Origin of the sequence: Amphibacillus marinus, assembly GCF_900110345.1 — a bacterium.
Lineage (GTDB): Bacteria > Bacillota > Bacilli > Bacillales > Amphibacillaceae > Amphibacillus_D > Amphibacillus_D marinus.
The window spans coordinates 63,959-78,198 of sequence record NZ_FODJ01000009.1; the positions used below are offsets into that span (position 1 = coordinate 63,959).

The window sequence follows — 14,240 nt, forward strand, 5'->3', positions numbered from 1 at the left end:
TCTTTTCTAGTTTTTCATTTTTGGATCTAGTGCATCACGTAAGCCATCACCAAATAAGTTAAAGGCAAGTACGACGATAACAATAGCTACACCCGGAATAGTCGCCACATGTGCTGAATCATACATATAGGCACGTCCGTCACTTAGCATGGCACCCCATTCAGGCGTTGGTGGTTGTGCACCTAATCCAAGGAATGATAAGCCACTGGCAGTTAAGATTGAAGTGGCAACACTTAAGGTTGCTTGAACAATTAATGGTGATGTGACGTTTGGTAAAATGTGCTTAAAGATTATTCGTGCATCTGAAGCACCTAACGAACGAATGGCGTCAATATACTCCAATTTTCGCACAGCAAGGGTAGAACCACGCACAATTCTAGCAAAAACAGGAACAGAGAAAATCCCTACTGCAATAATAACATTCACAATTGCTGGTCCAAGCACAGAGACAATCGCCATTGCCAACAGAATTCCTGGGAAAGCTAATAATATATCCATAAACCGCATAATAATCGTATCAATTCTACCACCGTAGTAACCGGCAATAATGCCAAGAAAAACACCAATGATCAGACCAATAACAACTGATACAAAACCTACTTCTAAGGTGATACTCATACCATGAATAATTCGACTAAAGATATCCCGACCAAGGTGGTCTGTTCCAAGTAAATGCTCAGAGGATGGTAAAGCAAGTTTATTTATAACATTTTGTTCTCTAGGTCCATAGGGCGTAAAGTACGGCCCAACGTATGCAATTAAAATAAAAATGAGAACCAGGCCCCCACCAATCATGGCAGAGTAACTTCTCCTTAATTTCTTCCAAACACTTGCTAGCTTGACGAAGCTAGGATTAGGTGCTGCTTTAGCTATCGCAGCGCCATTGTTAATTTCTTCCCTCATATCGAAAGTCCTTTCTCTGTGAAATATAAGTTTTTTTAATTACAGTGCTCATAAAATTAATTTCCACTTATAATTATACATGCTAACAAGTAATTATAACACGGTTTTTAATAGAAGCAAGTTATATTATATGGAAAAATGACCATTAAGAAAGCATGTGGTCAGAGCATTTAACAAGAAACAAAAAAATACCAGATTGCGATTAATTAAAAGAAACTGATCTAGGTACAGTCGACTATTTTCCCATAAAACTCGACAGAAAGCAACAATAGAACGAAATATCTAAATTTTAAAATTAGTTAAAATATTATAATAATTTAATCTAGAACTTTTAGCGTAATTAATTATCTCTACTAAATATATAGAACTTCTAGATTAGAAAAAGAAGATTTATGAAGTTTTTAGATAATTTAGACTTGTTTTATTAAATAAACTATTGTATATTTAAAAGAGTTTTTCACAAGCAATTGATAAAACAAAAGGGGAGTGTAAGAAAATGAAACAATTAAAGAGATCATTTTTACTGTTGCTTATGCTTGTTGCGTCAGTTCTTTTTATCGCAGCATGTGGTGGTTCTGATGATGAGCCGACTGATGAGACAACACCTGAAGAAGAAGCTGGAGAAGAAACAACAGGAAGTGAGGGTGGCGATTTAATTATTGCTATTCCATCTGAAGCAGTATCACTTGATCCTCAAGGATCTAATGATACACCATCAAGTACTGTTGCTTATAACATTTATGAAGCACTTGTTATGCAAGATGAGAATTTAGAACTTCAACCAGGTCTAGCTACTGAGTGGGATCGAGTTGACGATACAACTTGGGAATTCACACTTCGTGAAGGCGTAACTTTCCATGATGGTACTGAGTTTAATGCAGATGTAGTACAGAAAAACTTCGAACGTATTTTAGATGAAGCTGTTGCATCACCACGTTCATTCTTATACGATATGATTACAGAAATCATTGTTGTTGATGAATACACTGTTCAGTTTGTAACAGAGTATCCGTTTGCACCATTAGCTGCTCACTTAGCGCATAACGGTGGTGGAATCATTTCTAGTGATTTAATTGATGAAGATTATGCGGCAATGGAAGCTGGTGAAAACCCTGGTTCAGTAATTAGTGCTAACCCAGTTGGAACTGGTCCATTTACATTTGATTACTGGAATTCTGGTGATTCAATTGGTCTTGCAAGAAATGACAACTACTGGGGTGAGCCTGCCAAGCTTGATACAGTTACATTCAGAGTTGTTCCTGAGGAGTCTACTCGTCTTGCTGATTTAGAGACTGGTGCAATCCACATCTCTGATCAATTACGTCCATCTTCAATCTCTCGTATTGAAAATATGGATGGCTTCCATGTAAATGATGAGCCTTCTGTAGCAATTAACTATATTGGCTTTAATGCACAGAAAGAACCTTTTGATAACAAGCTAGTACGTCAAGCGATTTCGATGGCAATTAATAAAGAAGGTATTATTGACGGTATTTATGAAGGAACTGGACGTCCGGCAATTAGCCCAGTTGCTCCTGAAGTTTATGGCTATGCAGATGATGTTGAAGGTTTAGGTTATGATGTTGATGAAGCGATAGCTCTTCTAGAAGAAGCTGGCTATCCAGACGGATTCAGCACAACTATTTGGACAAATGATAACCCAGATCGTGTTGATATGGCTGTCTACGTTCAAAATGAACTTGAAGCAATTGGTATTGACGTAACGGTAGAAGAAGTTGAGTGGGGTGCGTTCTTAGAGAACACAGCTGCTGGTGAGCATGAAATGTTCATTCTTGGCTGGACAACAGTAACTGGTGATGCGGATTATGGATTATATCCATTGTTCCACTCAGAAAACTTCGGTCAAGCTGGTAACCGTACGTTCTTCGCTACTGACGAATTAGATGATGTTTTAGTTCAAGCGCGTCGTGAAGCTGACGAAGAAACACGTCTTGGTTTATATCGTGATGTTCAAGAAATCCTAGTTGATGAAGCACCGATGCTTTATATTAACCATACGAGTTATTTACTTGCTGTTAGTGATGCTGTTCAAGGTTTATGGCAATCACCAACTGGTATCCACATCCTTAAAGATGTTACCTTAGCTCAATAATTTATAATGAAAAAACTTATCCCGCAATGTTGGGATAAGTTTTTTTGTATTTTGAGATGATTTAAAATAGTGGGATGCTCTGGTTCATTGTTTCTATCTACATAGTAAAACAAATTTAGACAATAGTTTACATATTATCAGAATAATTTGATTGCAGTTACTATGATTTAGTAGTATAGTGATACAAAAGTCACTAATAACAATAGGAGGATTGTAATGTTATGAAGGGAATTAATGATAGAAAGCCCTTTTTAAGGAAGGTGATGCACAACCAATTAAATATCGATCGTTTATATTCTAATTTGTTGCGTAATGATGATAGAGTAGAGCCGAGCCTAAATGAATATTCATTATATGATCACAAGCTTGGGATATGGTCCTATAACTTAATTGAAGAAACATTTCTTGTATCTGATCAATTTAAACGGATCTGTGGTATTGCAATAAACAAACCAATTAAGTTATCTGATTTTTTCGCCATGGTTATCCCCGAGGACGTAGATGAATTTAGGGCTTTCTTAAATTCTAATAATCAATTGACCTATCACAACTCTTTAAGAATACATCATTCTAAGAGAATAACACTTATCCAAATAAGCGCAAAGCACATATGTGAAGGACCACATAAAGGAAGTGTAATGGGTTTTATCCTAAATAAAGAAGATCAGCTTTTTAATCACCAACAGTTCATTCATAATGGCATTGCTAAAACAGTTCCTTTGCATGCCTTTTCAGACAATACATTTTGGATCTACGACATTGAAGAAGATAAATTTCAATTCCTATCAGAAGCAATTGAAGATCTTCTACCATATAAAGTTCATTATATTTACCAGAATCCAGAGCTGTTGTTAAATCATTGTTCAAAAAAAGATTACATAAACTTTCAACAGGGTGTTACAGTTAGTAAAGAACATAACATAGGTAGTCATAATAAGCAGAGATGGGTCCGACACATCATTATCCCTTACTTAGAGAAAGAGAAGCTGTTACGCCTATATGGTGTAATCGTAGACATTACAAACGAACGGGAGTTGAAGCAGCAAAAGTATTTCTTACATTATCATGATTGGCTAACAAAACTTCCTAATCAAAAAAAACTTAATGAAAAACTTAATCAATTAATTATCCAACAAGAGAAATTTAATCTTTTTCATATTAAGTTAAACCGATTAGCAGTTATAAACGACTCACTTGGATACCAGATTGGTGATGCTGTGTTAATCAAGGTTACCGAAAGAATAAATAAGGTCAAACATACGATATTTAATGCACGCTTAGCCAGCAATGAATTCGTATTAGTAAGTATCGGTGGGCATGAAGATGAGATCATTAACAAGTATGCTAAACAGATAATCGAGCTCATTAGTCGACCGATATTAATTGAAGGGCATCACATAAATATGAGTTCATTTATCGGTGTCGCATCCTATCCTAAGCATGGCAAGACCGTTATCCAACTGTTAGATAACGCACATTATGCTTTAAATGAAGCCAAGAAACTTGGAAAAAATCGTTTTCAAGTCTTTTACCAGTCTCATAATATCAGTTCTTTTAAAACGTATACGCTAGAACAAGATTTACAACAAGCAATTAGAAAAAATGAATTTATGCTCTTCTATCAGCCTAAAGTAAATGTAAAAACGGGTGAACTTGATTCAATGGAGGCATTAATAAGATGGCAGCATAGCAGTTGGGGAGTTGTCTCTCCTGCTGAATTTATCCCCTTAGCGGAAGAGAATCATTTGATTAATGATATTACCGATTGGGTAATTGCGCAAGTTGTATACCAACTCTATCTCTGGAAGAAGGATGGCCTCACATTATACCCAGTATCTATTAATATTCCGCCATCACGGTTTTTGAGTCCTAAAATTGTTGAAGTTATCGTACAGCAATTAGACAGCTATCATATTCCTGCGAAATACATTGAGTTAGAAATCACTGAACGAACATTAATTAAGGATGTTCATGCTGTACGGGAGACAATTAAAAAGCTTAAGCAAATTGGTGTCACCATTGCGTTAGATGATTTTGGGACGGGGTACTCTTCACTAAAATATTTGCGGACTTTTCAAATAGATGTATTAAAAATTGATCAATTATTTATTCGTAATATTGGACAAGCCAATCAGAAGGATGCGGCTATTATTTCAAGTATTATTCATTTAGCTAAATCAATGGAAATGAAGGTTGTCGCTGAGGGAGTTGAAACTGCAGAGCAGTATCAATTCCTACATGAGATGAACTGTGGTCTAATTCAAGGCTACCTCTTTTCAAAGCCTGTTCCAGTTAATGAAATTAACTTAATTATGAATAAAGGCTATTTTGACATTCCAAACATATCAGAACAGCAAATCCCTACTCAAGAGCAGCGATCGTTCTTTCGATGTCAACTTCCACAGTTTTTAAAAGGAGAGCTAACCATTATCGAGCTCAATCAGCGCAGGGTAAACTTAGGGGTATCCAATGTTTTAATTGAGAATATTAGTATAGCGGGCTTGAAGTTTTTATCAACACTTAACTTGCCGGTCCAGAGTGATTTGAAGTTAGCTTTCCAATTTACTTTGCTGGGTAAGAGCTTTTACTTTATAGGCAGAATTATTTGGCGGACAGAAACGTTATTTGACACTATTTACTATGGGGTTGAGTTTACCCAGAGCGAGGAACAGTTAAAGGAACGATTAGCTGTGACCTTACATAAGTTAACAAGCCAATTGTACAAAGACGAGATAATTAATATGGATAGCTTTATAACCGAGAACCCCCATGACTATTTGCAAAATAATAACTGACATATTATGTTATAGGTAGTACATAAAAACAGACAAGCATTGTATTTGCTTGTCTGTTTTACGCTTAAATAAGATCTTGAAAAATTTGATAAAGGTGATCATTAATGTTATTTTGCGCGGCAAAAATATCGTCAAATGGATGGTAAGTAATCTGATTGTTCTCAATCCCAAGTGCAACACCGTGAATATCTTGCTTAACAAGCTCAATGACTTTGTGTCCCATTCTACTCGTAAACACACGATCAAAGGCACTTGGTGTACCACCACGCTGAATATGTCCGAGTACGGTTGGACGGGTATCAAGTCCGGTTAAATCTTTAATTCGTTTAGCGACATCCTCTGCAGTGCCAGCTCCTTCAGCGACAATGATGATGCTATGCGATTTACCACGATCAAAGCCTGCTTTAATACTACGCGCAATTGCTTCAATATCAGAATCAACCTCAGGGATTAAAATTGCGTCTACACCACTTGCAATACCAGCCTGTAAGGCAATGTCACCACAGTTTCTTCCCATTGCTTCAATTACACTAACACGTTCATGACTACTCATTGTGTCTCTCAGGTTTCCAATTGCGTCAGTTACAACATTTAAGGTTGTATCAAAGCCAATCGTGTAGTCAGTTAAAGGAATGTCGTTATCAATAGTTCCTGGTAAACCGTATGTTTTAATTCCATGGTGCATCAACGCACGAGCGCCTTGATAACTGCCATCGCCACCAATGACGACAACATAATCAATTTCACGCTCTTTTAAATGTGCAATCGCTTTAGCTTGTCCCTCTGGAGTCTTAAAGGCTTCCGATCTTGCTGACTGTAGGAACGTTCCGCCTCGATACAAGATATCACTAACCTCTTTTGAACCAAGTGAGATAAAATCATTAGCCATGAGCCCTTTAAAGCCTCTCTTAATTCCATACATATCATAACCATTAGCTAAGCCAGTTCTGACGACGGCTCTAATTGCACTATTCATTCCTTGAGAGTCCCCGCCTGATGTTAAGACAGCTATTTTCTTCAAGGTCATCACCTTCCCCTTTAAATGTTTATCTTTAATTTGTTGTCTTGCTTTATTTTTTTTAGTATATCATAAAAAACTTCTGTTGACATAAGAACAAGTCAGAAAAAAATGAGCTCAAAACCGAGTGATTACCTGTTGATAACGCCATAATAGCACGCGTATATACTTTAATTAATTTCAAATTTATGTTAGTTTAAAGGAGAAAGGAGGTTCCGAAAAAATGGGTTTTATGCTTGCGATTATAGTTGGTCTTGCTTTACCGTTGCTCCTATTCTACGCAGGCACGTATCTTCTCATTCGCCAGTTTAGAAAAAGGAGACAAGTTAGTATGGTTCTCATACTTGCAAATGTAGCAATAGTGGTCCATTTCTGGTCGTTAATTGTGGCGGGTGGTTGGCAAGCTCTAGGTGTAATGGTGTATGTCTATCTAGTTGTTGGTACCTGTTGGTTGAGCTATGCCATTAAGCATAAACTATACCTAAAGCGCAGGTAGATTAAAACGTTATTGCTAGCTAATTGCTTAGTCACTGTGCTAATATGGCATTGAGTAGTGACTACCTTGAAGGAGCGACAATTTCGTACAATGAGTGACCAAAACCTTACCCAAGCCGATTTAAAAGAGAAGAAAGATAACTTCATGCGATTTCTCATGGGGTATAAATTTGCACTTAGTAAAATAAATACAACATTAGATATTTTAAAACAAGAATTCCAGTATATTCACGATTATAATCCAATTGAGAATGTTAGCTCTCGGATTAAATCACCAGACAGCATTATGAAGAAGGCACAGAAAAAAGGTTGTGATTTAAACATACTGTCTATCAAAGATCAAATTAGAGATATTGCTGGTCTTAGAATTACCTGTTCGTTTGAGTCGGATATCTATGAAATAAGAGATTTACTCGTAAATCGTAAAGATATTGTTATCATTGAGGAGAAGGATTATATTAAAGCACCGAAAGGAAATGGCTATCGGAGCCTTCATTTGATTATCTCAGTGCCTATCTATATGTCTGATCGAGAAGAGCATGTTTTTGTTGAGGTGCAAATTAGAACAATTGCAATGGATTTCTGGGCTAGCTTAGAGCACAAAATTTACTATAAGTACCATAAGGAGATTCCAGAGCGAATTAGAATCGAATTGAGTGAGGCTGCTACTGTTGCCAATCAGCTTGATTTGAAGATGGAGGCTCTTCATACTGAAATGAACGAAATCAAGGCGAGCATAAGCGCCGATGAAGATTTAGAAGAACTTCAGTTAGAAAACGAACGCTTTCATCTGCCATTTCCATTTTTAAATAGTTTGTTTAATGAGCGCTTAAATAGTGACAACAACTAAAATTAGGGCTGCTTAAATCATATCTGTAAAGCTTAACGCTTAGTAAACAAATTATTTTTTTAAAAAAACTATTGCGTAAGTTACAAATATGTATTAAAATACTCACAAGTCAGATTTTTCTAAAAATTTAATAAGTAGATCTTATCCAGAGAGACTGAGGGAATGGCCCGATGAAGTCTCAGCAACCACCTTTTGAGTAGGTACGGTGCTAATTCCATTAAGCTTACGCTTAAAAGATAAGAGGAATGTTTTGTTTATTAAAGACTTTCTTCTTAGAAGGTCTTTTTTTGTGTTAACTTAGAAAAACAAATTGGTTAAGCAACAGCTTTATTAGAATGATGTAGTGAAGAGCAGAGGTGAAGGAAGTGACTACGCAACATGATCAAGAAACTAAATTTGTTCAAATTGGAAATGAGAAAGAGCAAATAGCAGGAGCTATTAGTACACCAATCTATATGTCAACAGCCTACCGGCATCACGCTTTAGGGGAATCAACTGGTTATGATTATACGAGAACGAAGAATCCGACTAGAACAGTTTTAGAGGAGGGGATTGCGCAATTAGAGGGGGGAGCCTGTGGTTTTGCTTGCAGCTCTGGAATGGCTGCTATTCAACTTGTCTTGTCATTACTAAAGGCAGGCGACCATATTATTGTCACGACCGATATTTATGGTGGTACTTATCGTTTGTTTGAGCATTTTGAGCAACATTATCAATTGTCATTTACTTATGTGGATTGCAAGGTAACAGAAGCAGTAAGAGACGTCATTCAAAGTAATACAAAAGCTTTTTTTATCGAAACACCGACAAATCCGTTATTAGAAGAGGTTGATCTTAAAGCGATTAGTCAGCTTGCTAAAGAGAGTAATAGTTTACTCATTGTCGATAATACCTTTTATACGCCTTATCTTCAGCAACCAATATCATTAGGTGCAGATCTGGTCATCCATAGTGCAACGAAATACTTGGCTGGACACAACGATGTGCTAGCGGGCTTAGTTGTGGCAAAAACCAAACAACTTTCTGAACAATTAGCGGTGCTGCATAATAATATTGGCGCAACCCTATCGCCATTTGATTGTTGGCTTGTGATTAGGGGGATGAAGACTTTACCTATTCGGATGCGACAACAACAAGATAATGCAATAAAGCTTGTGCATTATTTAGGTTCACATCCCAAGGTAAAAGAAGTGATTTATCCCGGCAGAGGGGGTATGCTATCGTTTCGGCTTGAAAATCGCGAAGCCGTTGAAACATTCTTAAACAACATCTCGTTAATTACCTTTGCAGAAAGTTTAGGCGGGGTGGAGAGCTTTATTACCTATCCATTAACACAGACTCATGCTGATATTCCTGAGTCTGAACGCATCGCTAGGGGAATTGATGAGACGCTGTTACGCTTTTCAGTTGGAATTGAAACGATTGCAGATTTAACAAGAGACTTGAGTCAAAGTTTTAAAAAAATAAATTAAAAGGGATGGATGAGAAATGACAAAATCAGGACCGTTTTTTGCAGACCATGTTGGGAGCTTATTAAGACCAGAGCGTTTAAAACAAGCACGCAAGGATTACAAGGATGGTAAAATCAGTTTAGTGGAGCGTAGAGAAATTGAAACAGAGGAAATTAATCGTATTGTAGACAAGCAGATTGAAGTTGGTTTGGATGTTGTCACAGATGGGGAATTCCGACGTGATTGGTGGCATATTGATTTCTTAGAAAACTTAAATGGGTTTGAAGGCTATGTGCCAGACCATGGCTATTTCTTTGAAGGTGTTGAAACAGAGCCGTATGATGTCCGGAATATTGGCAAGATTAGCTTTAATGCCGATCATCCCTTTATTAAAGATTTTAAAGAATTTAATGCAATTGTTGATGGTAGGGCGGTAGCAAAGCAAACGATTCCTAGCCCAAATCAGTTGTTTCATGCTGATATTATCAACTCAGCGTTCTACCCTGACTATGAGTCGTATGCTAAGGATGTGATTCAAGCCTATCGTGATGCTATTAAGGCATTTTATGAGGCAGGTGTACGCTATTTACAAATTGATGATGTATATATAGCTGTGTTGACTTCCAATGAGGTAGACTTCGATAGTGGGCCATATCAACGTGATGAGCTAATTCAACTAGCATTACGTGTCATTAATGAAGTGCTTGTTGATAAACCAGATGACTTGATTGTGACGACTCATGTCTGTCGCGGGAACTATCAATCTACCTACGCATTTAGTGGTAGCTATGCAAAAATTGCGCCAACAATTTTTGCCAAGGAACAGGTAGATGGCTTCTTCTTAGAGTATGATGATAAGCGCTCAGGTAACTTCGAGCCATTAAAGTATATTCCAGATGGTGGGGCAAAGGTTGTACTTGGACTAGTCACTTCTAAATTCGCGGAGCTAGAGGATAAAGAGGAAATAAAAGCACGGATAACAGAAGCTGCCAAATACGTTCCACTAGAACAACTTTGTTTAAGTCCACAGTGTGGATTTGCCTCTACTCATCATGGGAATTTAATTACTGAAGAGGATCAGTGGAACAAGCTGAAGCATGTTGTTGAGATAGCCAATGAGGTCTGGCAGCCAGAAACTGCAACAAATCGCCAATGATACCATAAGAACTTGACTGCCCAAGCGAGGTAATTTCATTGCCTCGCTTGGGCTTTTTTTGGTTAAATCAAGATATATAGCTAGGTAGCATGGATAGGTATTATTTTGCTTTACCACCGATTAACTTAATTCTTTATCGCTGTTATGTAATTGTTATTCCTTTATTGTAATATGGTGTGTTTACATAGATTGACAAAATAAAAAAAGGATGTTCTTTTTTGACGATTTTTAGTATAATTGTACTTGCACGCCGTTAAGGTGTTGCTTGAGTTACATATTACAGATAGAGATGAAAAAAATCGTTAAGGGGATATCTAACATATGTACAAAATTGAAAGCTTTGAAAAGCAAATGTTTTCGATGTATCAGTTATCTAATGAAGCTGGAACATCTTGGATTAAGGTCTGTCCTGAGCGTGGCGGTATTATTATTGGATATGGCACAAATGGTAAGGAAAAGCTGTATTTAAATGAAGAAACTTTTTATGATCGGAAGCAGAATATCCGTGGTGGCATTCCAATTTTGTTCCCGATTTCTGGCCAGCTGGAGAATAAGCAATACGTTTGGGATGGTAAAACATTTCAAATGCCCAATCATGGGCTTGCACGAATTCATCCATGGGAAGTTATTGAAACTTATGCAGATGAGGAAAAAGCATTTATTTCAATTTTATTTGAAAGTAGCATTGGAACAAAAGAGGCTTACCCGTTTGATTTTGAGGTGGTATTCACCTATACATTGAAAGGTGATCAACTGTACATTTATCAAACCTATCGAAATGTTGGCCAACAGCCAATGCCGATATATCCAGGGCTACACCCGTATTTTAAAGCAAAGTCTAAGCTTGTCTCAATTGAAACAGGTGCACAAACTTATTTCGATTATAATGATGGTGAAACGAAAGCATTTAGTGGCAAGATTAATTTGGAGAAGTTAAATGAAGCTGTTGTGTTAGAAAATAAGCGTGAAGAAATTGCAGCTAATATTGACAATCTTGATATTCAAATTAAGTTAGCTAAAGATTTTCATTATACTGTTCTTTGGACAGAAGAAGGAAAAGATTTTGTCTGCGTTGAGCCGTGGACAGCTAAGACTGGCGAGTTAAACCAAAAAGAAGAATTAATATTAGTTGAACCTAAAGAAGCATTTGAGACTTGGGTAAGCTTCCAAGTTGTTTAAATTCTTATATAAATGAGTCAATTTCAAAATTCATATTACCATAGGAAAAAACGAACATTAAAACTTATTATTGAGTTTTTAAACGTAGTTAGCTAAAAATAAACACATGAAAAAATCCACTAACTAGCATAGCGTGTCTCATTCAGCAGTCCCTTCGCTTTCACCCACTGGCACAAACGAGACATCTTCGTTTCCTCAGTGTCTCGCTAGCCATGGGCACGGCCTCAGCTAACTTTGTCAAGCACAGAACGCTTGACAAAGTGGATCTTCGGATCGCGCTGGGGTTGCTATTACTCACCCCATCGAAGTGATTTGTTCCCATAGGAGTCTACGGGACTGCTGAATGCTTGATAATAAATATGCTGTTTCTATTTTTTAAAATATAAATTTATTAAGTCCAGAGCTTAGAATGCTTTGGGCTTTTTTGTTATTCCGGAAATAAACGAAAAGAATTAGTTAGAAAAGATTAGGTAAGTTCTATTTAATGTTTATTCATTAATATTATTTTCATATTATCATAATTTAATTTTATGAAATCTAGGTATTTAAACCCAATAATTATCTAAGTATAAAAAATAATTAGGCTAATAGAAATGCTACTTTTTATTATAAAATACATTTACTTCATTTTAAATGACTTTATTTATCGGAAAATAAGCTTGTTTAGCAAAGAAAATGTCAAAAAAACTATCTTTTTGACGGTAAAACAATTTCAAATCATACCATTTATGGTATGATATACGTAATGACTTTAATGTTAGGGGGACTATATGTATGAAAAGTACAGGAATTGTGAGAAAAACGGATCACTTAGGTAGAATTGTATTACCAAAAGAATTACGTCGATCGCTTGATATTAATACTAAAGACCCATTAGAGATTTTTATTGACGGAGAGCGTGTTGTTTTATCAAAATATAAACCGATTAAGCAATGTATGGTTACAGGAATAATTAGTGATGATAATTATGTGTTAAGCGATGGTAAGGTAATTTTAAGTAAAGAAGGAATGAAGATTTTATTAGCAGAGTTAGGTAGCTAAACTTACTTTAGTTGCAACGTGTTTTGATCGTTTACAAAGAAAGCTTGTCCGTCATCTGAATGCGGACAAGCTTTTTGTATTGATTTTTTAGTAAGTAAACAATGTACTGACTGGCTCCATACGATGAACCCGTAATATCGCTTCACTAAATAATGGTGCTGTACTTAGCTGTGTTATTTTGCTGGATTTTTTCTCCGAAGGGATAGCAACAGTATTTGTTACAATTAATTCTTTAATTGGTGATTGATCAATATATTCTGTTGCAATTCCTGAAAGGACAGGGTGTGTACAAGCGGCATAAACCTCTTTTGCTCCACCTTCAATTAAAGCTGTTGCACCTGTTGATACACGTCTACCAGTATCAATAATATCGTCAATTAAAATAGCTGTCTTCCCAGCTATTTCACCGACCACTGATAATTGAGAATGGTCAACGTCACGAGGACCTCTACGGTCAAGGATGGCAATAGGAGCATTTATCCGATCGGCAAAGAGTCTAGCACGCTTCACACTGCCGTGATCAGGAGCAACGACAACTAAGTTCTCTAATTGCTTTTTATTAAAATAATCCAATATAATTGGAATGCTATTTAAGTTGTCAACAGGAATATTAAAGAAACCTTGTGTTTGAGTGGCGTGTAAATCCATAAACATGACGCGTGTGGCCCCAGCTTTCTCAATCAGATCAGCGATCAACTTTGCGGTAATCGGTTCACGTGCTTTCGTTTTTCTATCCTGTCGTGCATAGCCGTAGTATGGAATAACGATATTAACAGACTTTGCTGACGCGCGCTTAAATGCATCTAATAAAATAAGTAGTTCCATAATGTGTTGGTCAGATGGGTCATTAGTAGATTGGATAATAAATGTATCAAAGCCACGTACACTTTCCTCGACATTAATTTGTATTTCACCATCACTGAAGGTCTTAATTGTACAATCACCTAATTGGACACCTAAGTGTGCAGCAATTTCCTGTGATAATGGTTGATTAGAACTTAAACTAAAAAGCTTCATTTCTTCATTTAAATTATTCGTTGACACCATATTCGCTCCTTTTAACTTGTTAAACAGTTATAATCTTATTCTATTGTATAGTAATTATCTTTTTTTTACTAGTTCGTCTTACGTTGTTTTTTGGATCCGTACTATTTTAATCTTTGTCGTTTACTTGAATAATGTGCATGTTGACATTGAAGCTGTCGCTGGCTTAGCTTTCAAGGCTCAATGTTTTGCTGA

11 protein-coding genes and 1 riboswitch are annotated in these 14,240 nt (G+C 36.5%); of the genes, 8 read left to right on the forward strand and 3 right to left on the reverse strand.

From position 1 onward, the window contains the following. Positions 1-6: 6 nt before the first annotated feature. Positions 7-903 (reverse strand): nickel transporter permease, encoded by an 897-nt coding sequence (gene nikC, locus BM000_RS12060; protein ID WP_091498741.1) that lies wholly within the window; start codon positions 901-903, stop codon positions 7-9. Between the two features lie 496 nt (positions 904-1,399). Here nikC and BM000_RS12065 point away from each other — a divergent pair, with 496 nt between their 5' ends. After that, positions 1,400-3,016 carry a glutathione ABC transporter substrate-binding protein gene (locus BM000_RS12065; RefSeq protein WP_091498743.1) on the forward strand — a complete coding sequence of 539 codons (1,617 nt, stop codon included), beginning with the start codon at positions 1,400-1,402 and terminating at the stop codon, positions 3,014-3,016. 221 nt (positions 3,017-3,237) lie between these two features. Continuing rightward, complete coding sequence (locus BM000_RS12070) at positions 3,238-5,811, forward strand: EAL domain-containing protein (RefSeq protein WP_091498746.1); 2,574 nt, start codon at positions 3,238-3,240, stop codon at positions 5,809-5,811. A gap of 64 nt (positions 5,812-5,875) precedes the next feature. On the opposite strand, the gene pfkA is transcribed toward BM000_RS12070, so the two are convergent. Beyond that, on the reverse strand, positions 5,876-6,832 hold the full coding sequence (gene pfkA, locus BM000_RS12075) for a 6-phosphofructokinase (RefSeq protein WP_091498977.1): 957 nt from the start codon (positions 6,830-6,832) through the stop codon (positions 5,876-5,878). Between the two features lie 220 nt (positions 6,833-7,052). Here pfkA and BM000_RS12080 point away from each other — a divergent pair, with 220 nt between their 5' ends. The 6 genes from BM000_RS12080 (at position 7,053) to BM000_RS12105 (ending at position 13,001) form a co-directional block, all read left to right on the forward strand. Then, positions 7,053-7,325: a hypothetical protein gene (locus tag BM000_RS12080; RefSeq protein WP_091498749.1), complete on the forward strand. Its 273-nt coding sequence runs from the start codon at positions 7,053-7,055 to the stop codon at positions 7,323-7,325. Between the two features lie 144 nt (positions 7,326-7,469). After that, the gene (locus tag BM000_RS12085) at positions 7,470-8,174 is read left to right on the forward strand and encodes a GTP pyrophosphokinase (protein ID WP_245751662.1); all 705 of its coding nucleotides are present in this window, start codon (positions 7,470-7,472) and stop codon (positions 8,172-8,174) included. 138 nt (positions 8,175-8,312) lie between these two features. Beyond that, a riboswitch (SAM riboswitch) is annotated at positions 8,313-8,417 on the forward strand. A gap of 122 nt (positions 8,418-8,539) precedes the next feature. Continuing rightward, complete coding sequence (locus tag BM000_RS12090) at positions 8,540-9,646, forward strand: methionine biosynthesis PLP-dependent protein (protein WP_091498754.1); 1,107 nt, start codon at positions 8,540-8,542, stop codon at positions 9,644-9,646. A 16-nt stretch (positions 9,647-9,662) separates the two neighbouring features. Beyond that, positions 9,663-10,781: a 5-methyltetrahydropteroyltriglutamate--homocysteine S-methyltransferase gene (locus tag BM000_RS12095; RefSeq protein WP_091498756.1), complete on the forward strand. Its 1,119-nt coding sequence runs from the start codon at positions 9,663-9,665 to the stop codon at positions 10,779-10,781. Between the two features lie 321 nt (positions 10,782-11,102). Beyond that, on the forward strand, positions 11,103-11,960 hold the full coding sequence (locus BM000_RS12100) for an aldose epimerase family protein (protein WP_091498760.1): 858 nt from the start codon (positions 11,103-11,105) through the stop codon (positions 11,958-11,960). 774 nt (positions 11,961-12,734) lie between these two features. Beyond that, positions 12,735-13,001, forward strand: coding sequence for an AbrB/MazE/SpoVT family DNA-binding domain-containing protein (locus tag BM000_RS12105; protein ID WP_091498763.1), 267 nt, complete (start codon positions 12,735-12,737; stop codon positions 12,999-13,001). Between the two features lie 87 nt (positions 13,002-13,088). On the opposite strand, the gene BM000_RS12110 is transcribed toward BM000_RS12105, so the two are convergent. Beyond that, a complete protein-coding gene (locus BM000_RS12110) occupies positions 13,089-14,045 on the reverse strand; it encodes a ribose-phosphate diphosphokinase (RefSeq protein ID WP_091498766.1) in 957 nt (318 codons plus the stop codon). Positions 14,046-14,240 lie beyond the last annotated feature (195 nt).

Bases quoted from the DNA above. Each gene is read 5' to 3' on its own strand.
- BM000_RS12080 (WP_091498749.1), top strand. From the start codon at position 7,053: ATGGGTTTTATGCTTGCGATTATAGTTGGTCTTGCTTTACCGTTGCTC.
- BM000_RS12100 (WP_091498760.1), top strand. From the start codon at position 11,103: ATGTACAAAATTGAAAGCTTTGAAAAGCAAATGTTTTCGATGTATCAG.
- BM000_RS12065 (WP_091498743.1), top strand. From the start codon at position 1,400: ATGAAACAATTAAAGAGATCATTTTTACTGTTGCTTATGCTTGTTGCG.
- BM000_RS12070 (WP_091498746.1), top strand. From the start codon at position 3,238: ATGAAGGGAATTAATGATAGAAAGCCCTTTTTAAGGAAGGTGATGCAC.
- BM000_RS12085 (WP_245751662.1), top strand. From the start codon at position 7,470: ATGCGATTTCTCATGGGGTATAAATTTGCACTTAGTAAAATAAATACA.
- BM000_RS12095 (WP_091498756.1), top strand. From the start codon at position 9,663: ATGACAAAATCAGGACCGTTTTTTGCAGACCATGTTGGGAGCTTATTA.
- nikC (WP_091498741.1), bottom strand. From the start codon at position 903: ATGAGGGAAGAAATTAACAATGGCGCTGCGATAGCTAAAGCAGCACCT.
- BM000_RS12105 (WP_091498763.1), top strand. From the start codon at position 12,735: ATGAAAAGTACAGGAATTGTGAGAAAAACGGATCACTTAGGTAGAATT.